Origin of the sequence: Methylobacter sp. sgz302048 (assembly GCF_052162025.1) — a bacterium.
GTDB lineage: Bacteria > Pseudomonadota > Gammaproteobacteria > Methylococcales > Methylomonadaceae > Methylobacter.
The window spans coordinates 3,911,864-3,933,945 of the sequence record NZ_CP197401.1; the positions used below are offsets into that span (position 1 = coordinate 3,911,864).

General features: G+C 45.6%; 18 protein-coding genes. 4 read left to right on the forward strand and 14 right to left on the reverse strand.

Translation table 11 applies throughout. The features are described from left to right. Positions 1-148: 148 nt before the first annotated feature. From ACTNE6_RS17535 to ACTNE6_RS17570, 8 genes are all read right to left on the reverse strand, one after another. Complete coding sequence (locus ACTNE6_RS17535) at positions 149-1,696, reverse strand: ATP-binding protein (RefSeq protein ID WP_442497669.1); 1,548 nt, start codon at positions 1,694-1,696, stop codon at positions 149-151. Continuing rightward, complete coding sequence (gene aroB / locus ACTNE6_RS17540) at positions 1,686-2,765, reverse strand: 3-dehydroquinate synthase (protein WP_194968242.1); 1,080 nt, start codon at positions 2,763-2,765, stop codon at positions 1,686-1,688. Before aroB ends, ACTNE6_RS17535 begins: the two co-directional genes overlap by 11 nt. After that, positions 2,762-3,295, reverse strand: a complete 534-nt coding sequence (aroK, locus tag ACTNE6_RS17545; RefSeq protein WP_331819974.1) for a shikimate kinase AroK — start codon at positions 3,293-3,295, stop codon at positions 2,762-2,764. Before aroK ends, aroB begins: the two co-directional genes overlap by 4 nt. A gap of 76 nt (positions 3,296-3,371) precedes the next feature. Continuing rightward, positions 3,372-5,702, reverse strand: a complete 2,331-nt coding sequence (pilQ, locus tag ACTNE6_RS17550) for a type IV pilus secretin family protein (RefSeq protein ID WP_194968240.1) — start codon at positions 5,700-5,702, stop codon at positions 3,372-3,374. A gap of 16 nt (positions 5,703-5,718) precedes the next feature. Then, the gene (locus tag ACTNE6_RS17555; protein WP_194968239.1) at positions 5,719-6,279 is read right to left on the reverse strand and encodes a pilus assembly protein PilP; all 561 of its coding nucleotides are present in this window, start codon (positions 6,277-6,279) and stop codon (positions 5,719-5,721) included. Continuing rightward, positions 6,279-6,923: a type 4a pilus biogenesis protein PilO gene (locus ACTNE6_RS17560; RefSeq protein WP_442497670.1), complete on the reverse strand. Its 645-nt coding sequence runs from the start codon at positions 6,921-6,923 to the stop codon at positions 6,279-6,281. The genes ACTNE6_RS17555 and ACTNE6_RS17560 overlap by 1 nt, the downstream gene beginning before the upstream one ends. Next, on the reverse strand, positions 6,904-7,497 hold the full coding sequence (locus tag ACTNE6_RS17565; protein WP_194968237.1) for a PilN domain-containing protein: 594 nt from the start codon (positions 7,495-7,497) through the stop codon (positions 6,904-6,906). The genes ACTNE6_RS17560 and ACTNE6_RS17565 overlap by 20 nt, the downstream gene beginning before the upstream one ends. Then, on the reverse strand, positions 7,497-8,558 hold the full coding sequence (locus ACTNE6_RS17570) for a pilus assembly protein PilM (protein ID WP_194968236.1): 1,062 nt from the start codon (positions 8,556-8,558) through the stop codon (positions 7,497-7,499). Before ACTNE6_RS17570 ends, ACTNE6_RS17565 begins: the two co-directional genes overlap by 1 nt. 305 nt (positions 8,559-8,863) lie before the next feature. Between ACTNE6_RS17570 and ACTNE6_RS17575 the strand changes: the two genes are divergently transcribed. After that, positions 8,864-11,167 (forward strand): penicillin-binding protein 1A, encoded by a 2,304-nt coding sequence (locus ACTNE6_RS17575; protein ID WP_442497671.1) that lies wholly within the window; start codon positions 8,864-8,866, stop codon positions 11,165-11,167. 199 nt (positions 11,168-11,366) lie between these two features. Here the strand turns inward: ACTNE6_RS17575 and rpmE are convergent, their stop codons facing one another. Next, complete coding sequence (gene rpmE / locus ACTNE6_RS17580) at positions 11,367-11,567, reverse strand: 50S ribosomal protein L31 (RefSeq protein WP_194968235.1); 201 nt, start codon at positions 11,565-11,567, stop codon at positions 11,367-11,369. A gap of 95 nt (positions 11,568-11,662) precedes the next feature. Here rpmE and ACTNE6_RS17585 point away from each other — a divergent pair, with 95 nt between their 5' ends. Beyond that, positions 11,663-12,475 (forward strand): exodeoxyribonuclease III, encoded by an 813-nt coding sequence (locus ACTNE6_RS17585; RefSeq protein ID WP_442497672.1) that lies wholly within the window; start codon positions 11,663-11,665, stop codon positions 12,473-12,475. Here the strand turns inward: ACTNE6_RS17585 and ACTNE6_RS17590 are convergent. Continuing rightward, positions 12,411-13,763, reverse strand: a complete 1,353-nt coding sequence (locus ACTNE6_RS17590; RefSeq protein WP_194968233.1) for an AmpG family muropeptide MFS transporter — start codon at positions 13,761-13,763, stop codon at positions 12,411-12,413. The two genes, ACTNE6_RS17585 and ACTNE6_RS17590, sit on opposite strands and share 65 nt — an antisense overlap. A 53-nt stretch (positions 13,764-13,816) precedes the next feature. Beyond that, positions 13,817-15,124, reverse strand: coding sequence for a sodium:proton antiporter NhaD (gene nhaD, locus ACTNE6_RS17595; RefSeq protein WP_194968232.1), 1,308 nt, complete (start codon positions 15,122-15,124; stop codon positions 13,817-13,819). A 208-nt stretch (positions 15,125-15,332) separates the two neighbouring features. On the opposite strand from nhaD, the gene ACTNE6_RS17600 reads away from it, so the two are divergent. Beyond that, a complete protein-coding gene (locus ACTNE6_RS17600; protein ID WP_442497673.1) occupies positions 15,333-16,985 on the forward strand; it encodes a nitrite/sulfite reductase in 1,653 nt (550 codons plus the stop codon). After that, positions 16,972-17,424: a DUF934 domain-containing protein gene (locus tag ACTNE6_RS17605; protein WP_442497674.1), complete on the forward strand. Its 453-nt coding sequence runs from the start codon at positions 16,972-16,974 to the stop codon at positions 17,422-17,424. The genes ACTNE6_RS17600 and ACTNE6_RS17605 overlap by 14 nt, the downstream gene beginning before the upstream one ends. A gap of 273 nt (positions 17,425-17,697) precedes the next feature. Here ACTNE6_RS17605 and ACTNE6_RS17610 read toward each other — a convergent pair whose 3' ends face one another. Genes ACTNE6_RS17610 through gpmI form a run of 3 tightly spaced genes read right to left on the reverse strand, consistent with a single transcriptional unit; the run spans position 17,698 to position 21,878 of the window. Next, positions 17,698-19,023: a S41 family peptidase gene (locus ACTNE6_RS17610; RefSeq protein ID WP_442497675.1), complete on the reverse strand. Its 1,326-nt coding sequence runs from the start codon at positions 19,021-19,023 to the stop codon at positions 17,698-17,700. Positions 19,024-19,069: 46 nt separating this feature from the next. Continuing rightward, complete coding sequence (locus ACTNE6_RS17615) at positions 19,070-20,326, reverse strand: murein hydrolase activator EnvC family protein (protein WP_442497676.1); 1,257 nt, start codon at positions 20,324-20,326, stop codon at positions 19,070-19,072. 7 nt (positions 20,327-20,333) lie between these two features. Further along, positions 20,334-21,878, reverse strand: a complete 1,545-nt coding sequence (gpmI, locus tag ACTNE6_RS17620) for a 2,3-bisphosphoglycerate-independent phosphoglycerate mutase (RefSeq protein WP_442497677.1) — start codon at positions 21,876-21,878, stop codon at positions 20,334-20,336. Positions 21,879-22,082: the final 204 nt, after the last annotated feature.

Sequence of the window (22,082 nt, forward strand, 5' to 3'; positions counted from 1 at the left end):
ATATCGATTTTTCCGGTTTAGATTTATCTTCAGTCACAAGATACTAACACTCAAGGAATGCTGTTTATCCTAAACACACTGAAGCATAGAAATTCGAAAGATCTGCCACTCAACTATTCAATTCTTGTCCGCCGAGGTTCACAGGTCTTTATTTAATTGCACTCACTTTTACAGGTATGGCTTTGCGAAACTCTGGCGGCAGTGAATTCCGGGCCTGAATCGCCTGCGCCGCACTGGAAAAAGAACCGTACATTAGGACATAGAGTTCCCTGCCATTGGTTATTTTCCGGCTTTGTTTAATCCCCAACGACGGGTATTTTTTCAGCACATCCGCTACCGATTGTTGTTTGGATAAAACCATGAGCTGCAGCGTGTAACCGTTAGCCATCTGGGTGACTGGCGGTTGCTTTTCGCTTTCTTGAGTGACAGGCTTTGCTGCCTGTTTCTCTTTAGGGGCAACAATAGCATCCTCTACATTTTTTTTCTTATCACTGATTTCCGGTTTTTTAGATTCAATCTGTTCGGCACTGTTAGTAATTTTATCTGTTTCCGGCTTTTCAGGCTTGTCGTTTATTGGCTGAATCTCATTGGCAACGCCTCTGTTTTTCATGTCATGGTCGGACGGAACCGCATCCATTTCCTCAGAGACATCTTCTGCCACCTCTGGCGTATCTAATGCGTCTGGATCGTCTAGCGCGTCTTCCGTTTCAGGCTGCGTCATAATCTTTTCATTGATCGGTTTCTGCTGTTGCGGCTGTGTTTGCACTGGTTGCACAGACTGTCCGTTTTTGGCGCTTTCAGTCGAAGTTACAGCTGATGGCGGCGCTATTTCAATAGCGATCTTCTGGCCAGCAGAAGAACTGGTAGAGGCGTTATCTTCTTTACGCGGTAGCGAACTCATCCACTGCACACTGAGGGCTACGGCAATCAATGCGACTACGGCAGCCGGCAGTATCCATTTGGCATTACTGCCAGGTTTGGGATTGCTTGCCAAAGCGGGCAATTCAGCGATAATTTTCCCTGGAATGCCGTGCGTTTCCTTATAGATGGCCTCCACCATGTTCTCATTGATGGCATTAAATGAAATTTGCGCCCGGGGCTGTGTTGATAAATGCTGCAAAAACTCGCCGCATTGTTTTTCCGATAAAGGCGGTATTTCTATAAAATAGCAATTATCAATAGCCCGGTCCGATCTGCTTTTTATGTGCAGTTCATCATGCGTCAAAACAAAAACCACCCTTAACGCAGGGTTTAAGGCAGCATATTGAATAATTGTCGTTACCAGACCTGGTACTAGCTGACCTGCATTATCAATGGTCAGGATTACCTTTCTCTTCTGGCTTTCATGCTGGTCAAAGGCGGCCGCCAAAGCCAGACCATGCTTGTCAGACTTATCCTGCGTGATGGCCTTTGCCATGTGCTCCTGAATTTTTTCAAAACTTAAATCAGCATTGCCCTGTATTGGACAATACAACCAGGAGTCCACCTTGCGCTCTTGCAAGACTCTCAGCAAAGTTGTTTTACCAATGCCTTCCGGCCCGCAGATGATAAGAGGCTGTGTTAAGTTGGCAAGCAGATGAGTCAGTAACTCAAGCTTCTGAGTTCGTTCCTGCGTTATCAAAGAGCGAGCGGTCGTATCGACTGGTCTGTCCGCCGACTTTTTCAGATGATACGTAAAGGTATCATTATCTACCATAGGTTTTAAGCGTTACTTCTAATAGTTCTTGATTTACGTCTGTCGGCAAGGTTGCTTCACCAATTTTCTTCAGCAGAATCAACCTTATTTGACCGTCTACATTTTTCTTGTCAACCGCCATTAATTCAAGGAATCTTTGCGAGTCAATTTCTTCCGGTGGATTGACAGGTAATTTGGCTCTTTTGAAAAGCGCCATTATTCTTGCCACATCCTCGTCATTCAGCCAGCCTTTTCTTCTGGAAAGGTCGGCCGCCTGGCAGGTGCCGATGGCTACGGCTTCGCCATGCAAATATTGACCATAGCCTACGCCTGTTTCAATTGCATGGCCAAAAGTATGACCCAAATTTAATGTGGCCCTGACGCCTGATTCTGTTTCATCTTCAGCGACAACTTCAGCTTTGTTGATACAGGACCGTTCAATAGCAAAGGCAAGCGCCTGCTTATCTCTTGCCAGCAGCGCATCCATGTTATTTTCCAGCCACACAAAAAATTCCGCATCCCTGATCAAGCCATATTTTATCACTTCCGCCAAACCCGCTGACAGTTGACGGTCATCCAGTGTATCCAATACATCGGCATCGGCAATAACGCACTGCGGCTGATAAAAAGCACCGATCATGTTTTTTCCCAGCGCATGATTGACACCGGTTTTTCCGCCCACTGAAGAATCAACCTGCGCCAGCAAGGTTGTCGGTATTTGAAGGAAAGGAATGCCTCTTTGGTAACAGGCTGCGGCAAAGCCGCCCATATCCCCTATGACGCCGCCTCCCAGAGCAATCAAGGTCGCGTTTCGGCTAAATTTGCCGGCCAGTAACTTATCAAAGATCCTGGCGACAAAATCTAAAGTTTTATACTGCTCGCCATCCGGCAAAACCACCGTTTCAACAATATAGCTCTGCAAATTCTTTAAAATCGCATCCAGATATAATGGTGCTATGGTTTCATTAGTAACAACCAGAACCTGCCTGGATTTTATATGCTGAGTTAAGAGTTCCGGACGGTTCAATAAACCGGAGCCTATATATATCGGATAACTACGGTCGTCTAACTGTACAAGTAATTTTTTCATTTACGTAAACGATTAACAGATCTGTATTTTTCCAGTATATGGTTAACAACTGTTTTGCTTTGCATCACACTGGTGTCAATTTTATAGTCGGCACATGACAAGTAGAGAGGCTCACGCTGTGCAAACAAGTTTTCTAGCCGTCCTCTAGGGTTATCAGTCTGTAATAACGGCCGTTGGGAATCTCTGCGTGTCCTTTCCAGAATTCTTTCCACCGAGCATTGCAAGTAAACAACAAAACCATTTTCCTTCAATAGCTTGCGGTTCTGTTCCCGCAAAATTGCACCGCCGCCGGTAGCCAGCACAATGCCTTCCTTTTGCGTTAGCTGTTGAATCATCTTCTGTTCGCGATCCCTGAATCCTTCCTCGCCTTCAAATTCAAAAATAGTAGAGATGTCTACGCCCGTGCTTTCTTCAATCGCTTTATCGCTGTCATAAAAAGGCAATTTGAGCGCCTTCGCCAACTGCCGGCCTATAGTGGTTTTTCCGGCACCCATGAGACCAATTAAATAGATATTTTCTGATTGCGTCATGAGTTACTTGACTCTTTAAGATTTAAGCATAAAAAAAGGGGGCATTATGCCCCCTTTTTGCTCCAAGTAGAAGCTATCAATAAGATGATAATGCGTCTTTGACAATTTTTGGTGTTACGAAAATCAGCAATTCCCTTTTATCATCCTGATTGAATGTACGCTTAAACAGGAAGCCTATGCCAGGCAGGTCTGCAAAAAACGGCACTTTGTTAGTATCGTTATTTATCTCTTCTTCAAAGACGCCGCCGAGCACAACCGTCTCGCCATCGTTCACTTGCACACTGGTTCTAAGCTCCCGCTTGTCAATCATACGGTCGCCAAGTTCTGTCGCTTCTTCGCCCAGCGTGTTTTTAGTGATATATAAGCCCATGATCACGCTACCGTTAGGCGTTATCTGAGGCAATACGCCCAGTTGCAACACAGCATCAACGAATACGGTATTTGTTCCGGTATTAGCGCTTGAAGACAAGTAAGGAATTTTGGCGCCCTGTTGAATCACTGCCAGGCAGCGGTCAGAGGTCATGACTCTCGGATTGGAGATGAGTTCGCCGCGCCCTTGATCCTGCAACGCCGACAATTCAAGATTTAACACATAATCCGCACCTCTTGCCAAGGTCATGCCTAAAGCGCCATAAGGATTAGACGTTGTAGCCAGATCCACCAGCGCATCATTTAGCGTACCAATGTTGCCATCCTCATCGACTTGAGCATTGCCGTTGCCTCGGGTTCCCCGGCCGCCAACAGCGAATACCTTACCGGAACCGGCTTCGGCTTGTTTTGCCACACCAAACCTCACTCCCAGTTCTTTCGCAAATGTATTGGATGCAATGACGATTCTTGACTCAATCATAACCTGACGCACCGGAATATCCAGTTTGCGTATCAATTTTTTTACTTCTTCCAGACGTTTTGCTGTTTCGCGCACAATCAGCGTGTTGGTTCTTGAATCTACAACGGCAGATCCTCGAGCGGAGAGCAACACCAAGCGATCATTATTAGAGCCTGAATTATTTCCCAGGTCTCCGAAGCCCTGATTTTGACCTTGGTCTTGACCTTGGTTCTGGAATGGGTTTTGGAATTGATTTTGGTATTGATTTTGACCTTGATTTTGGCTTTGATTGCCGCCGGATGATTCAAGCTCTGACTTGGTAATACGGGAACAGCTACCTACGGCACTGGCATCTTGCCCATACAATAAGTTTCTAAAGTCCTCTGCTTTAGCATAATTAATTTTGAGGTATTCGGTTACTAAAGGCTCTAACTGTTCAACGACAGTCTCTGTTTTTTGCTGTTCTTCCTTATATTTCTTAATCTTGCCTTGTGGTGCAATCAATGTGACATTGCCTGTCTCATACTTTTCCAGATCCTTGGTCATCATGATGAAGTCCAGAGCTTCATCCCAGGGCACATCATCCAGTTTCAAGGTAACGGTTCCAGTAACGTCGTCGCCGGCAACCACATTCTGCCCGGTAAATTCAGCCAAGACCGCAATAACGCTACGAACATCGATCTCCTGAAAATTCAAAGACAACCTGTCACCGGTGTATTTCGCTCTCTTTTTATCAACCGCTTCTTTTTCTTCAGCAGTTATTGGTCTGAACTCAACAGTCAATAATCCTTCTGACTGAAAAAGTGAATAATCATAAAGACTATTCTGTAGCGACACTGTAATGGCGGAGTCATTGTTTGACGAAACAGCATCGATAGACCTGACCGGTGTTGCAAAATCGGATACATCGAGTTTTTTCTCCAGATTACCCGGCAATTGCGTATTCAGGAAACTGATAACAACTTTCCCGCCTTCTTCCTTGCTGTTTACGATGGTATTGGGATTTGCCAAAGAAACCAGTATGCGCCCTTCGCCCCTCTCTCCGCGCTTGAAATCCAGTCCTCTGATAACCTGCTCAGGCATTAAACTGGATACTAAAGTTGTTGCAGGCTTTTGAACAACCGGAGCAGACCGTTCAGGCATAACTGCTTTTGCGCTGGTTAAAGTAAGCTGCACTTTATTGCCGATCACTTTGGTATCGAAAGGCACGGATTCAACCAGATTGAGTACGATACGCACTCTATCGGCCCCTTCCGCCACGTAAATGTTACGTGCGGCCCCTTGGTTTATCGGATATTCCTTTTTATCCAACGCATTTTTCACTCCAGGAAAATCCAGGGCAATCCTGGCAGGATTATCCGTATGAAAGACTTTAGGTTCAACGGCTGCACCGTTCATTTCCAGTTGTATCTGCAGTTTATCGCCGGGCAAGGTCGCGATATCTATACCCTGAACGGATACGCCACCGGCTTGCGCGGTTGCAATTTGGAATATAAATAAAAATAAGCTTAAGCCGATGCGCGCCCATAGGGAACGTCCCATTCTATTCAACATAATGTCACTATGTTTATTATTCATTTTGTTATCCTCGAAATCACTCTGACAAAGCTAATGAAGCGGATTGTTCGCGCCATGATCCCGGCTTGTCAGGAACGATTTCCGTCAGTTCAATTTTATCGTTGGATATCCGTATAATTTTTCCATAATTTTTTCCCATATAATTCCCAACCCGAACGCGATGAATCGTACCGTCACTTGCTTTTATCAGCCCCCACAAACCTGACTTCATAACCACAGTGCCCACCATTCTTAAACTGTCCAGAGAGAACGCCTCCAGTTCTTCTTTACGACGGGAAGTATCGGGTTTTATACCGCTACCTGTTCCAACATCCGCCCCATCCGCCTGCTCAGTCTGTTCCAGCGGCCTGAATGGGTCACGCAACCCCTCCGGCTTAAAGATGAATGGCTCAACAACTTTAATTTCGGGCAATGGCTCAATCGGACCTTTAGGCCTGGCTTTCACTTCGGAGATATAACGATTCAGATCTGAAAAATCGTCATTTCCGCACCCTGCCAATAGAATGAGAAAAACGGTGCAGCTTATCTGTATACCCGTCCGCCTGCTAATCAATAATGGCAAACCTTTGCGTCCCATTATTTTTTCCCCCTTCTCTTCTTGACGCTGGAGACCGCTTTATCAACGTTTTCGTTATAGGTCTTTATCGTCGCATTCATCAACATGTCTCCCGCTTCATACTTGTCTTTATCTTTGCCTTTGCTTTTATCGATAGGAACAATATTGACATCATGCACGGTCACAATTCTGGGCAGAGCAGCCACCCCACTTACAAACAAGCCCAATTCCTCGTATTTCCCTATTACCTCAATATTAATCGGCAACTCTGAGTAAAAATCTTTGTTCACGGCAGCGGCCGGCTTAAACAATCTGAATTCCAGGCCGCTCGCCAATCCTGTCTGTGAAATATCAATGAGCAGGCTTGCAACTTCTTCCTTAGTGGGCATCTGCCTGAGCATTTCATGTAATGAAACTTCAATTTGCGCTAACTGATCCCGGTAATCCTGGAGATTGACCGCCTTTTTTTGTTTCGTTTCAAACGTGAGCCTTAAGTCCTTCTCCTGCTGCTCAATATTTTCAAGCTCCTCTAACTGGTCAACGGTGTCATAGTAAATGCCTCCGCCGGCCACTACAGAACATATCAGTAAAACGATTGCCGCCTTGATGGTTGATGGCCATGTGCCGGCCGCGTTAAAATCCCAATTAATGTCTGACAGATTCATTGGTCACCTCCCCATTCACGTCTTCGGCCTTTTGCTTGCCCTGCTTCGCATGCATTGTGAAATCACTTAACTGTTCAGAATTGGTTTTGTCCTTCGACTGAATCACATCAAGCTTTGGCATTTGCAGCCAAGGCGATATATCTATCGCGCGCATGAAAGCAGAAACTCTCGCGTTCGATTGCGACTTGCCATCAAAAGTTAGGTCGGATGCGGTTTGGGTGAATTTGGTAAGAAAGACGCCTTCAGGTGTCGTTCGAGCGATTTCATCGAATAAATGTACGATCTCCGGGCGACTTTCCTGCAGTCGCTGAATCACATCAATTTTGGCCAGCAACTTGCTTTTTTTCTCTTCAATATCCTTGATTTCCTGAATTTTTTTGTCCAGCAACGCGATTTCATCCTGCAGCATTTTATTTCTTCGCTCCTGGTATTCTTTCAGCCCTTCAATATAGAAGTGAACCAGCCCAAGAACAGCAATCGTGAGCAGAACTGATAAGACAATCACATTTATAAAATCCTGCTTTTTTTGCTTACGCAGCTCTTCGCGCCAAGGAAGTAAATTGATCTTTGTCATTAGTCAAAGCTCCTTAATGCCAACCCGCAGGCAATCATCATTGCCGGAGCATCATTACTCAATACCTGTGGTTTCACTCGATTGGATAAGGCCATGTTGATGAAAGGATTGGCAATGTAGGTAGGCACGCCTAAGCTTTGTTCAACCAGCTTTTCCACACCGGGAATTGAAGCGCAACCGCCAGCCAGAATGATGCTGTCGATGCCTCTATTCGCACTTGACGAGACAAAGAACTGTAATGACCGAGCAATTTGCTGCACCATAGCCCTTTTAAACGGCTCAAGTACATCAGTGGCATAATTGTCCGGCAATCCGCCGTGTTTTTTTGCCAAACCGGCTTCTTCATAAGACAAACCATATCTGCGCTGAATTTCTTCAGTCAGCTGCCTCCCTCCAAATCCTTGCTCCCTCGTATATACGGTGCGGCAATCATGAAGAACGTTTAAGGTGGCCATTGTTGCCCCTATGTCGGCGATGGCGATGGTTCGTCCTTCTAATGAATCCGGCAATTGATCGGCGAGCAATGTAAATGCGTTTTCCATTGCGAATGCCTCTACATCGACCACTCTGGCCTTCAAACCGGCTTTCGCTAATGCCTCAACCCGGTCGTCCACATTTTCCTTTCTTGAGGCGGCAAGCAGCACATCGACCATGTCCGGATTATTTTCATTTTCGCCTTGCACTTCAAAGTCGAGATTAACTTCATCAAGGGAATAAGGTATGTATTGATCAGCCTCAACCATGATCTGCTCTTCCATTTCATCGCTGGATAGTGAAGCAGGCATGGTTATAATTTTTGTCATGACAGCCGAACCGGCAACTGCTACAGCCGCTTGCTTGAGCTTTGACCCGGACTGCTTTAATGCAACTTTTATGGCGTCAGCTATAACATCGATATTGGCGATATTTTTATCAATGATGGCGTCTTGCGGCAAAGACGCTACCGCATAATTCTCGACCCGGTAACGAGCCCCGACCTTGCTCAATTCCAGTAACTTTACTGCAGCTGTACTTACATCAACACCAAGAACAGCATTCTGTTTTTGATTAAACCAGCTCATGAATTAACTCTCGGAAAACTTGATTATGAATGTATTGCATAAATTGAAAGCCTGTCTCTCGTATGTTCAGCAGTCAAAAAACTAATCACTGTCAGAAGTATAGTAGTGTTTTTTATTTTTTTATTTTGATGCGCAAAATATCCAATTTATTTGTGTGACCGGTTCCACTATACTCGAGCGAAGATTGCTGCAATCGGCATTTGACTGGAAGATCTTGTTATTCTTGATAAGCTGTAGTTCCTCTATAACGTAGATTTTATTCAGGCTTACTTGTGACTATAAAAATGCTGTGCGGAAAAATTTTGATGGGATTGATTGCTTTTTTTATAGCGATCAGCGCCTGCTTAGCGCTCGCCGGCTATTTGCTGTATCAAAAATTATCAATGGAACTGCCGGACATAAAAGCCCTGCACAATGTTCAGTATCAGATCCCTTTCAGCATTTACAGCAAAGATAATCTTCTTATTGCTCAATTTGGAGAGAAAAAGCGCACTCCAATCAAAATTGATGAGGTTCCCAAGCAGCTTATTGATGCTTTTCTGGCAGCCGAAGATGAACGCTTCTTTAAGCATCCCGGCGTTGACTATAAGGGCTTATTGCGAGCCGCCATACAATTGGCTTTGACCGGAAAAAAAAGACAAGGCGGCAGTACGATCACCATGCAGGTCACGCGTAACTTTCTGCTTGGCAGGGAAAAAACATATATCCGGAAAATAAAAGAAATTATTCTGGCGCTAAAAATAGAAAACGAATATTCAAAGAAGCAAATCCTTGAGCTTTATTTGAATCAGATCTACATGGGCCATAGAGCCTACGGCATTGCAGCCGCCGCCCAGACGTATTACGGCAGAGCCCTTAATGAGCTGACGCTTGCTGAACACGCCATGATCGCCGGCTTGCCTAAAGCCCCATCGGCGTATAATCCGATCACCAATGAGACTCGGGCGCTGCAAAGGCGCAATTATGTTTTACGAAGGATGCTTGAGCTTAACTATATAACTCAGCAGGAATTTGAAAGCGCCGCTAACCAGCCTTCAACCGCAAAACTGCAATACGTATTGCCTGAGCTTTCAGCGCCCTACTTAGCTGAAATGGTCAGACAAAAGCTTTTCGATAAATACGGTGAAGAAGCGTATACATCGGGTTTTAAAGTCTACACAACGATCGACTCATCATTGCAGACAACGGCTGATCAGGCGCTTAGAAATACATTACACGCTTATGATGAGCGTCACGGATATCATTCAGTACCTCATGCAAGCATCAATACAGTCAACAATTTCAGAGACATTCCCATTATCGGCGATACCCTGCCGGCCTATATTGTAAGCGTCGATAAAAGCACGGCTACTGCCAGACTTCAAAATAACGTCACCATTGAAATTCCCTGGGAAAATATCAAATGGGCTCAGAATACTGTAAAAAGCTTTCTAAAGCCCGGAGACATCATTCGGGTTCGGCAATTGAAAAACGATACCTGGGCTTTAACTCAAGTTCCCGGAGCGGAAGGGGCTTTTGTTTCAATAAATCCCATCAATGGCGCAATCCTGGCATTATCCGGTGGTTTCGACTTCTCTCACAACAAATACAATCGCGCCACCCAAGCCAAAAGACAGCCGGGATCGGGCTTTAAACCCATCATTTACACCGCGGCGCTAGAGGAAGGCTATACCACGGCCAGCTTTATCAACGACGCCCCCATTGTCGTTGAGGATCAAAGCCAGGAAAACGAGGAATGGCGCCCTGAAAATTACAACCGAAAGTTTTTTGGCCCCACCAGCATTAGATCAGCTCTAACTCACTCGAGAAACATTATTTCCATTCGCCTTTTGAAAGCAATAGGCATTGAAAAAGCCGTCTCCACGGCTTTGCGTTTTGGCTTTACACATGAGCAATTGCCCAAAAGCCTTTCTCTGGCATTAGGCAGCGGCTATGCATCACCGCTGCAAATGGCAAGAGCTTACGCCGCATTCGCTAATGGCGGTTTTCTTATTAAGCCCTATTTCATTGAACGCATTGAATCCAATGAGGGCGAAGTCATCTATCAGGCAAAACCCAGAGTTGCCTGCCCGTCGTGCGATAGCAACCAGGAATTGAATAAAACCTATGCCCCGCGGATTATTTCACCAAGAATTAATTTTCTTATGAATTCCTTGTTAAAAGACGTTGTTCAACATGGCACGGCAACTCGCGCAAAAGTTCTGGAAAGGCAGGATCTGGCCGGCAAGACGGGTACAACCAACGAACAGCGCGACGCCTGGTTCAATGGATATACCCCTTCGATCGCAGCTACAGCATGGGTTGGATTTGACAACTATGCGTCATTAGGAAATCTTGAAACAGGCGGCGCCACTGCCTTGCCGATGTGGATAGAATTTATGCAGACAGCGCTGAAAAACACACCTGAAATTCCCTTTGATGTGCCTGAAGGCATAGTAAAAGCATTTATCGATCCTCAGACAGGTCTGCTGACGCCCGAAGGAAGCCGAAATGGAATATGGGAATTTTTTCAGGCCGAGCACGCCCCGAATCAATCCGCGCCAGTGTTTGAAAATTTACCCAGTGACTATAGTCAGCCTCATGAGAAACCGATTGAAGCCCTGTTTTAGAATACGCTGACGTACAGCATACAAATATTGAGAACTAAAACTGGGGCCATAAGAACAACCCCAGCTTTTTTGATGTGTAACTATCTCTGCCGCTGCTATATATTTAATTGAACAGCTTTTTTAAAGCTTAGATACAGCCAGCGTTTTCTGAAATTGCTGAGCTATATCTATAGACTGCAGGAACAAAAAACCCAAAAAGTTATTTGCCGTATTTTTTACGGAATTTATCAACGCGACCCGCTGTATCAACAACGCGCTGTTTGCCTGTATAGAAAGGGTGACATGAGGAGCAAACCTCTATAAGCAAGTCACCTTTTAGTACAGAACCCGTTTCAAATGTATTACCACAACCACATGTTACGGTAATTTGTTTATATTCAGGATGAATTTCTGGTTTCATATCACTTTCACATTACCCATGGACGGGCTACATACTTATTGAAGAACCCCGTATAATACGTTTTTCATACTAAAACCGCAACTCAATTTATACGCATGCGCATTATTACACTAAATGCCAACGGCATTCGCTCGGCAGAGAGCAAGGGCTTTTTCAAATGGATGCACTTACAAAATGCCGACATCATCTGCATACAAGAAACAAAAGCCCAACTATACCAGCTAAACCCCGAGCTCTTCTGCCCGGCCGGTTATCACTGCTTCTATCATGACGCGGAGAAAAAAGGCTATAGCGGCGTGGCGATCTACAGCAAAAAACAACCCGATAAAATTATAAGAGGCATAGGCTGGCCCGACATCGATGCAGAAGGCCGCTTCATCGAAGCGCGATTTGGCAAACTCAGCGTGATATCACTTTACTTGCCATCCGGCACCTCTGGAGAAGAGCGACAGCAAATAAAGTTTAAATTCATGGATCGCTTTCAGCCCTATCTGCAAGAGTGCGCGCAAAGCGGGAGAGATTACATTATCTGCGGCGACTGGAACATTGCCCATAAAGAGATCGACTTGAAAAACTGGCGGGGCAATCAGAAAAACTCGGGTTTTTTGCCGGAAGAAAGAGCTTGGCTGACCCAGTTATTCGCCAGCAATCACTGGCTGGACGCTTTCAGACTGATTAATCAAGAAGCCGAACAATATACCTGGTGGTCGCACAGAGGCCAAGCCTGGAAGAAAAACGTAGGCTGGCGTATTGATTATCAGATTATTAGCGCCAGCCTCAAAGACAAAGTGAAAGCCGTATCAATCTATAAAGAAGAACGCTTCTCCGACCATGCACCGCTTATTATGGACTATGATTACGAGCTTGAGTCAAATATTGATAACGCATCAGTACCAGCACCAGAATAATAGCTGGCAAACCTACGGCTGACGCGTAAATAAAAAATACATAATAGCCGTAAGTATCAACAATAATGCCGGATAAACCACCCAAAAGCTGCGCCGGCAATGTCATCAGGGAACTGAATAAAGCATACTGTGTGGCGGTATAGGCTGTGTTTGTCAGACTGGAAAGATACGCAATAAAAACGGAGGTCGCTATACCGCCGCTTAAATTATCGGCACTTATTACGCCTGCCAACAACCATAGGCTAGGCTCACTGATCGCCAAAACGGCAAATAGCAGATTAGTACTCGCCACTATAATGGCGCCTAACAGCAAGGGGCGCATAACACCATATCTGACCACTAATAAGCCGCCCAAGGTTGCGCCAGCAATGGTCATAAAAAAACCAAAAACCTTGCTGATTTCAGCAATCTCTTTTTTACTAAAACCCAAATCAAGGTAAAACGGATTCGCCATTACCCCCATTGTGATATCGCTCATTTTGTAAACTGCAATAAGCGTCAGAATCAACAGACCAACGGCGCCGTTGCGGCTGAAAAACTCCACAAACGGACTCAAAACAGCATCGGAAATACTTGCCAGCACACGCTGCCAGACATTCTGACGCTTTTTCACGCCCAATGCCATCTCAAGCTTACTCTCAAGGGTTTCCACGGCTTTAGCTTGCTTGTGCTCAGGCTCGCTTAAACAGAGCGTCGTGACTATGCCGACAAGCATTGCTGCCGCCATGGCAAAGTAAGCCAATTTCCAGTTCGAATAATCCGCAATATAAAAAGCGCCCGCACCAGATACCAGCAACGCAATTCGATACCCTAACACATAAGTTGCCGCCATTGCCCCCTGGTATTCCGGTTTGACAGCCTCAATGCGGTAGGCATCAATAACGACATCTTGCGTAGCCGAGCAAAATGCCACCCATACGGCAAATAAAGCAATCTGTTGTAATTGCGTGTGCGAATCCGAACTCGCCATACCTGCCAGACCAACCATGATTCCCAATTGAGCAAGAAACATCCAGCCTCGCCTTTTACCCAATAACCTAGTGAACAAAGGCAGTCGCAGCCTGTCGATCACAGGAGCCCAGAATATTTTTATTGAATAAGTCAGCCCCACCCAGCTAAAAAAACCGATGACGGAACGAGTCACGCCCTCATCCCTTAACCAGGCAGATAACGTGGAAAAGACTAATAGAAAAGGCAACCCGGCTGAAAAACCGAGAAGCATCATGCTCAGCACGCGCGGCTGAGCATAAACAGAAAAGGCCGACCGCCAACTTTTTTCAGCTGCCATTGACCTTGCCAGCGAGAAAGCACCGCATTTTCATGCGGTGCATGTTAGAAATTTCAGCCATTAATCAAGTAATGAACAACGATACTTCCGACATAACCGGCAGCAATCGCTGGCGTCCATTTCAAGTGACTGAAGAAGGTGTATTTATGATTGGATTGCCCCATCAAGGCGACGCCCGCAGCTGAACCCACTGACAGCAAGGAACCGCCTACGCCTGCAGTCAGGGTAACCAGCAACCACTGATAAAGATTCATATCCAAATTCATATTCAGCACTGCAAACATGACAGGGATGTTATCGACAACCGCTGAAATCAGACCGACCAGGATATTGGCAGTTGTCTGTCCCAAACCATCGTATAAAGCGCCTGACAGCAGTTCAAGATAACCGATGTATCCTAATCCGCCTACAGCGAACACAACGCCGAAGAAGAAGAATAAGGTATCCCATTCAGCATCACGGACTTTATTAAAAATATCAAACCGCTGGCCCTGTGATGAATACATGATATTGATGCTGTATCCATAAATCATCAATGCGGAAAGGCCAACCATCATGCCCATAAAAGGCGGCAAATGCAGAACCTGATGAAAGCTTACCGCTGTAACAATCGTCAGCAAGAATAATACGCAAACCTGGATCGCTCCGGGCTTTAACTGCACCGCTTGTTCACTGGTAGCCTGAGGTTGCTCATCGGGCACGGCAAAATACATAAATGCCGCTGGAACGCCGTAGTTCACCATTGAAGGTATGAAAAGCTTGAAGAAGTCGAAGAACTGGACATATTCTGCCTGCCAGACCATCAGCGTAGTAATGTCGCCGAAAGGACAGAAAGCGCCGCCCGCATTAGCCGCAACAACAATATTAATGAAGCCAAGGCTGACAAACTTCGCATTATCAGCACCTACCGCCATAACTACCGCTCCGACCAATAATGCGGCCGTCAGGTTATCCGCTATAGCGGACAAAAAGAAAGTAATCACGCCAGTAATCAAAAACAGTTGACGGTATCCAAACTGTTTTCTTACCAGCCAGGACCTCAAGGCTTCAAACACATTCCGTTCCGTCATTGCGTTGATATAAGTCATCGCAACTAAAAGGAATAACATCAATGCACCGTATTCTTTCAAATTGTGTTCGAAAGCTTCGTGCATATCTTGTGCTGAAACGCCTGCTTGAGACGCTAAAACAGCAGCATGTGCCCAAATAATGCCAGCTGCCAGAATGACCGGCTTGGACTTACGCATATGCGTAAATTCCTCAGCCATAACAAACCCATAGGCGATAATAAAGATCAGAACCGTGTAAATGCCACGCTCCGTCCCCGTCAGCCCAAGTGTTTCAATTTTTTCGGCTGCCATCGCCATTTCGGGCAATACCAGTATCGATAATAGAAGAAAGAAAAACCGCAACAAAATAACCCCCTAATTTTTTAGTAGTTAATAAACACTGACCGAATCTTAACCGGTAATACTACCACCATATAATAAACTTTGTCATTTTATGGCTCGCAGTATATGATAATCATTCTTGAATACGGGCCCGACAGGCATAACAAATACACTATCCATGTATCAGTATAACGAAGACGACCAAACTCTTATTGAAGAACGCGTAGCCCAGTTCAGAAGGCAAACAGAGCGTTTTTTAAAAGGCGAAATATCTGACGATCAATTTCGCGCATTGAGATTAATGAATGGCGTTTATATTCAAACTCACTCTCCAATGCTGCGAATAGCCGGACCCTATGGCCTGCTTTCCTCCAAACAGTTTCGCAAACTGGCGCATATTGCGCGCGAATACGACAAAGGCTATTGTCATTTTACGACCCGTCAAAATATCCAATTTAACTGGCCGCAACTAGAAAGAATTCCCGACATTCTCAAAGAACTGGCCGGTGTTCAGATGCACGCCATTCAAACGAGCGGCAACTGCCTGAGAAACACGACTTCAGACCACTTGGCCGGCGTTTGTACTGACGAGCTTGAAGATCCTCGCCCTTATTGTGAAATCATTCGGCAGTGGACTACCTTGCATCCTGAATTCGCCTATCTGCCGCGCAAATTCAAGATTGCAGTCAGCGGCGCCAAACTTGATCGAGCCGCCACTCAATTTCATGACATAGGCTTGCATCTAGTCAAAAACGATGCAGGTGAAGTAGGCTTTCAAGTGCTCGTTGGCGGCGGCTTAGGCCGCACACCTATTATCGGCCAAGTGATAAGGCCTTACCTGGAAAAGAAGCATTTGCTGTCTTATCTGGAAGCCATATTGCGCATATATAATTTATATGGGCGCCGCGATAATAAATATAAAGCGCGCATCAAGATTCTGGTTAAAGAAACCGGACTGGAAAAGTTTACCAAGTTAGTTGAGGAAGAATGGCTGCAGATTAGGGACAATCTGGAACTTAGCGCCGAGCGGATTGAAGCGATAAAAGCCCAGTTTACCTCGCCTGCCTACGATTCCAACGCCGCGGAAGACGCCAGCTTTGCGCAGCATCAACAGGAAAACAAAGCCTTCGCCACCTGGGTTAAACATAACACCCTTAACCATAGGGTACCAGGGTATCGCATTACCTTCCTGTCGCTTAAAGCCCCGGACTCACCTCCCGGCGATATGACAGATACGCAGCTTGATGCGGTTGCAGACCTGGCGGATCAATACAGTTTCGGACTGATCCGGAGCACCCACAGACAGAACTTGGTATTCGCCGATGTCAGACAAGCGGATTTGTTTTCGCTATGGCAGAAACTGGACGCGCTGAAACTGGCCACGCCTAACATTGGCACTGTGACCGATATGATCTGCTGCCCGGGCCTTGACTTTTGCTCACTGGCCAATGCCAGCTCCATCGGCATTGCCAAAGAAATCAATGAGGCCTTGGATGATATGGACTACATCCATGACATAGGCGATGTAAAAATTAACATGTCCGGCTGCATGAACGGCTGCGCGCACCAAAGCGTCGGACACATCGGCATCCTGGGCGTTGATAAAAAAGGCGTTGAATGGTATCAATTGACGCTAGGCGGATCTTCGGAAAATGAAGCCGCAATTGGCGAAAGATTAGGTCCCGCTGTTGCCAAAGACCAGGTAGCCAAAGTGGTGACGACTATTCTTGACGTCTATGTCAAACAGCGCCTGGACGATGAATCATTCCTGGACATGGTAAAACGGGTCGGAATCACCCCATTCAAAGAAGAAGTCTATGCAGATAATTAAAGACAAGCAGATCATTGATGAAAGCTGGAATTATATTTCTGATGACGCCGAACTGAAGGCCGGCAACATCAGCGTTTCACTGGCTCGTTGGAATAAAGACAAGCAGCAGCTGTTGCATCATGATGGAAAGGTAGGCGTTAGGCTAGAACCCTCTGACTCGGTTGACAACATTGCCGAAGACCTGAAAAAAATTGAATTGATTGAACTGAACTTTCCTGCTTTTGCTGACGGGCGCGCATTTTCTCATGCATGGCTGCTTAGAAATCGCTATCGATATACAGGCGAAATCAGAGCGACAGGACACTATATGCCGGACCAGGTATTTTATTTATCGCGTGTCGGCATCAATGCATTCAGTCTTGAAAAAACTGAAGACCTGCCTGCAGCTTTGTCTACGCTAAATGACTTTACAGTCATTTATCAAAAATCCACCAATTAAAATATAGCCAGGTGGGCATCATCATGCCCACCTGGCCTTTTCACATCCTCGGCCCCATCCAGCCCTCCGCCAACCGACTCGATCATCCGGGTGTTATGCTGCGAATACGCTTCGTTCAAACATAAAATCGCCAGCGTATCTTTGAGCGCCGCCAATCTGTACTGGCAAAATTTTTCAGAATTTTTATGGCTTTAAATTTTGGCATAAAAAAACCGCCCTTTAGGCAACGCCTAAAGGGCGGTTTTTTATCAGAATATCAAACCAGACTAATGATTATCTATGCATGATGCTGATGCCTTTCAATAAGGTCAGTGCTTCATGTACTGCATAATCTTTGAGCTCCAGGATTTCTTCCTTAACCTTTTCCGTCTGCTCTACATTCGTTTTCTCATCTTTACGTTTGTTGCCATTCGTTAAATGATGCGACAAATCTGATTCTTTCACAGGCGTGAATTCCGACTTATCCACTGACTCCAGTTTTACACGAGCCAAAGCAATATCCGGCTCAATACCCTCAGCCTGAATAGATCTTCCTGAAGGGGTGTAGTACCGCGCAGTAGTCAACTTAACTGCCGCGCCATTGCTTGTAGGCAATATAGTCTGAACTGATCCCTTACCGAACGATTTCTCACCGATGATTACCGCTCGTTTTTGATCCTGCAAGGCTCCGGCTACGATCTCAGAAGCCGACGCAGAACCCGCGTTAATCAGCACGACAATTGGCGCGCCTTCGATAATATCATCAGGAGAAGCATTGAATCGCATCTCAGAATTCTCAATACGCCCTTCTGTATAAACGATAAGCCCGCTTTTAATGAACGCATCGCTTACTTCCACAGCCGCATTCAATACGCCTCCGGGGTTATTTCTTAGATCCAGCACCAATCCTTTTAAATTGCTCGCATTTTCCTTTTTCAGGTCGGCGATAGCTTCTTTAAGGCTTTCTCCGGTTCTGGATTGAAAACTGCTGATACGCACATAGCCATAGTCTTTTTCCAGCATCCGGCTTTTTACACTTTTAACTTTTATTATGTCTCTGGTTATGGTTATTTTCAGAGGCGCTTCCTCCCCTTCTCGCACAACCGTGAGTAAAATCTTGCTGCCCGGCTCACCTCGCATGATTTTGACTGCATCATTCAAAGACATGCCTTTAACCGGCTGATCATCAAGCCGAACAATAAGATCGCCGGTTTTTATACCCGCTCTTTGAGCAGGCGTATCGTCAATTGGCGAAACCACTTTAACGAAGCCGTTTTCCATCGTTACCTCTATACCCAGGCCGCCAAATTGCCCTGTAGTACCTTCCTTTAACTCCTGATACTCTTCTGCAATGAGATAGGCCGAGTGAGGATCAAGCCCAGATAACATGCCGCGAATCGCATCTTCCAGTAATTTTTTATCAGAAACAGGTTCTACATAATCCCGCTTGATCCGACCAAAAATTTCCGTGAATGTCCGCAAATCTTCGAATGGCAGTGCTTCAGTATCAGTGGCAACCTCTGCATTATCCCGATCAGCAAAGACGCTGCCACAGGTGCCTACAAAAACACCCAGCATAATGCCCAGGAACAATATAAAAACGCTCTTCTTTTTTAGCATGTATCTTAAAACTCCGAATACGATTTCCTAAAATATTATCCAATGATTAACTAACTTGATCCTGGCTTACTTTCCGACACCATTCAAGAGGATCGACCGGCTTGCCTTGCTTGCGTATCCCAAAATATAACCCAGGCTGGCTACGCCCGCCACTCTGCCCTACAGAAGCGATAATCTCACCCGCTTCCACCCATTCACCGACACGCTTGTAAAGACTCTGATTGAAAGCGTAAAGGGACATATACCCCTTGCCATGATCAATGATAGTCAACAAACCGTAACCCCGGAGCCATTCCGCATAAACGACTTCTCCTTTGGTGACGGCATGTATTTCGGTGCCTTCTCGAGCCTCGATCAATACGCCATCCCAAAGCCCCTCCGAGCGCGGGCTGCCGAACTTCTGCGCCAACCTCCCCTCGACTGGCCAAGGCAATCGGCCTTTGAGTAAGGAAAAGTCACCTTTAAGTTTGGAAAAATCCGCCTTAATTTCAGCAGCTCCATCCTGGTCGTCAACCGAATCGCTCTTAAGAGCCAGAAGATCTTCTTCATTCCTGGCAGACCCTGCCTGGTCGGCATCAAGAGCGAACTCATCGGTTCTTTCTCCCTGCAATGAGGCAATCAAAGCCATCAACTCATTTTCGCTTTCTTTCAAGCTATTTAATTGCTGTTCATTTGAGGAAAAATCCCGACTTAATTGCGTCAGTACATCATTTCTCCGTTTTCTGACATCAGCCAAAGCTGTTTGCTCTGCCTTCTTTTGTTCCAGTTTTTGTTCTAAAAGTTCAGTTTCTTCTATTTTTTGTTTATCCAGCTGACTCAGATGCCTCAAGGCCTCGTCGATGTCCGCCAGTTTCTGTAAGCGAGCCTTATTAAGATAATTGTAATATATCATCATCCGGCTTGATAAAGCGGGGTCTTGCTGATTCAGCATTAGCTTCAGCTTTTCTTTTTGCCCCATCGCGTAGGCTGCTTTTATCTGACCTGCCAGTTCTTTATTATGTTTTTTTACTTCGTCCTGATAGCTCTGTATGTTCAGCTGGGTCTGACTCAGATTTTGCCGCTTCTGATCAATTTGTTCTTGCAGCTCTTTCAATAAAGCGACTGTCTCTCCATATTTTCTTTCAATGTCTGCCAATTGAGCGTTTAACGTATCTTTTTCCTGCTGGATACGTTCCATATTTTGCTCGACGGCCCTGATATCAGATTGAACATCATCCAGTTCCTTGCTTTTTTGCGAAACATCGGCTACAGCCTGACTTATAAATGCGCTCAGCAAAAAACAAAAAACTATCTTTTTTCTCATTCACAGGTTAAACAGATTTAAGAAGCGATCTACCAGTCATTTCAACGGGTTGCTCAATGCCTAAAATAGCCAGCATAGTCGGCGCCAAATCAGACAAACTGCCGCCAGAGGCTAATGGCTTGTCGCCGCCCACATAGACCAGAGGCACTGGATTGGTAGTATGAGCGGTATGAGGCTGCCCTGTCTCTTTATCAACCATCTGTTCGATATTGCCATGATCAGCAGTCAACAACAGGCGTCCGCCCACTGTCAGCAATGCGTCCACTATGCGCTGTAATGAAGCGTCCACGGCTTCAACCGCCTTAATGGCTGCGTCGATCACGCCGGTATGCCCCACCATGTCGCAATTGGCATAGTTGCAGATTATCACATCGTATTTTCCGCCCGTAATGGCTTCCACCAAATGATCGGTCACCGCCGGCGCACTCATTTCAGGCTGCAGGTCATACGTTTTGACCTTGGGAGACGGAACTAATATTCTGTCTTCTCCAGAAAAAGGCGTATCTATGCCACCATTCAGGAAAAAGGTGACATGTGCATATTTTTCAGTTTCAGCCAACCTTAACTGTCTCATGCCTAAATTGGACAGCACTTCTCCCAAGCTATTCTTTATATCAATGGAAGGAAAAGCCACGTCGAAATCAAAATCCTGATGGTACTCGGTTAAAGTTGCGAAATAGCCTTTATGAGGTTCATGGCTTCTGTCAAAAGCATCAAAATTTATTTCCGTTAAAGCCCGGCTGATTTCACGCGCACGATCCGCACGGAAATTCATAAAAACAATGGAATCATCAGGGTCCAGAACTATGGGCTGATGATTGCCCCCCAAAACAGCAGTCGGGGAAACAAACTCGTCAGTTTCTCCTCTGCTATAAGCCGACTCTAAACCCTCCATGGCCGAATCGACATAAAAACTCGCCTCGCCTTTTGTGATTAAATCATAGGCGCCTTTTACGCGCTCCCAACGATTATCTCTATCCATGGCATAAAACCGTCCGGCAATCGAGGCTATGCGTCCCACGCCCAATTCAGCAAATTTTGCTTCCAGCAATTGCAACGATGACGCGGCACTCTTAGGCGGTACATCCCGCCCATCCAAAAATGCGTGCATATAAATTTTACTCAAGCCGCGCCTAGCGGCGAGTTCAACCATCGCCAGAATCTGGTCCTCGTGACTGTGTACGCCGCCTGGAGACAATAAACCCAGGATGTGTAACGCCTTGTTTGACTCTTTAGCGATATCTACGGCTCGACAAAGCACTGGATTTGAAAAAAAACTGCCGTCTTTTATGGCATTATTGACCAATGATAAATCCTGAGGCACATAACGACCGCTTCCGATATGAAGATGCCCTACTTCCGAATTTCCCATTTGCTCGTCAGGCAGTCCCACGACATTTCCGGAACAATTCAGCAAAGTCATGGGATAATCGCGCTGCAGTCTATCCCAGCAGGGCGTATTAGCCATTGCAATCGCATTGTATTCTTTGTCCTGCGAATAACCGAACCCGTCAAGGATCAGTAATACCAAAGGCTTTGGCCGATTTAACATTCTTTATTTATCTCCGTACGCTTAAGCAGAAACTCACTGCAACCGACTGCTTTTAGACTCGCAATCAGTGGAAATGTTGTTTTGTTTCTTCATTACCCAAAATGATTGAAAATGGGGTATCATTTTGTTAGATTTACTAATTTTTTGATTTGGCAACTTGATAAAAATTCGCAAGCAAGTCGTCATTATAGTAATACACGTTAA

Coding starts and splice junctions, on each gene's coding strand:
- ACTNE6_RS17535 (WP_442497669.1), bottom strand. CDS start 1,696: ATGGTAGATAATGATACCTTTACGTATCATCTGAAAAAGTCGGCGGAC.
- aroB (WP_194968242.1), bottom strand. CDS start 2,765: ATGAAAAAATTACTTGTACAGTTAGACGACCGTAGTTATCCGATATAT.
- aroK (WP_331819974.1), bottom strand. CDS start 3,295: ATGACGCAATCAGAAAATATCTATTTAATTGGTCTCATGGGTGCCGGA.
- pilQ (WP_194968240.1), bottom strand. CDS start 5,702: ATGAATAATAAACATAGTGACATTATGTTGAATAGAATGGGACGTTCC.
- ACTNE6_RS17555 (WP_194968239.1), bottom strand. CDS start 6,279: ATGGGACGCAAAGGTTTGCCATTATTGATTAGCAGGCGGACGGGTATA.
- ACTNE6_RS17560 (WP_442497670.1), bottom strand. CDS start 6,923: ATGAATCTGTCAGACATTAATTGGGATTTTAACGCGGCCGGCACATGG.
- ACTNE6_RS17565 (WP_194968237.1), bottom strand. CDS start 7,497: ATGACAAAGATCAATTTACTTCCTTGGCGCGAAGAGCTGCGTAAGCAA.
- ACTNE6_RS17570 (WP_194968236.1), bottom strand. CDS start 8,558: ATGAGCTGGTTTAATCAAAAACAGAATGCTGTTCTTGGTGTTGATGTA.
- ACTNE6_RS17575 (WP_442497671.1), top strand. CDS start 8,864: ATGGGATTGATTGCTTTTTTTATAGCGATCAGCGCCTGCTTAGCGCTC.
- rpmE (WP_194968235.1), bottom strand. CDS start 11,567: ATGAAACCAGAAATTCATCCTGAATATAAACAAATTACCGTAACATGT.
- ACTNE6_RS17585 (WP_442497672.1), top strand. CDS start 11,663: ATGCGCATTATTACACTAAATGCCAACGGCATTCGCTCGGCAGAGAGC.
- ACTNE6_RS17590 (WP_194968233.1), bottom strand. CDS start 13,763: ATGGCAGCTGAAAAAAGTTGGCGGTCGGCCTTTTCTGTTTATGCTCAG.
- nhaD (WP_194968232.1), bottom strand. CDS start 15,124: ATGGCAGCCGAAAAAATTGAAACACTTGGGCTGACGGGGACGGAGCGT.
- ACTNE6_RS17600 (WP_442497673.1), top strand. CDS start 15,333: ATGTATCAGTATAACGAAGACGACCAAACTCTTATTGAAGAACGCGTA.
- ACTNE6_RS17605 (WP_442497674.1), top strand. CDS start 16,972: ATGCAGATAATTAAAGACAAGCAGATCATTGATGAAAGCTGGAATTAT.
- ACTNE6_RS17610 (WP_442497675.1), bottom strand. CDS start 19,023: ATGCTAAAAAAGAAGAGCGTTTTTATATTGTTCCTGGGCATTATGCTG.
- ACTNE6_RS17615 (WP_442497676.1), bottom strand. CDS start 20,326: ATGAGAAAAAAGATAGTTTTTTGTTTTTTGCTGAGCGCATTTATAAGT.
- gpmI (WP_442497677.1), bottom strand. CDS start 21,878: ATGTTAAATCGGCCAAAGCCTTTGGTATTACTGATCCTTGACGGGTTC.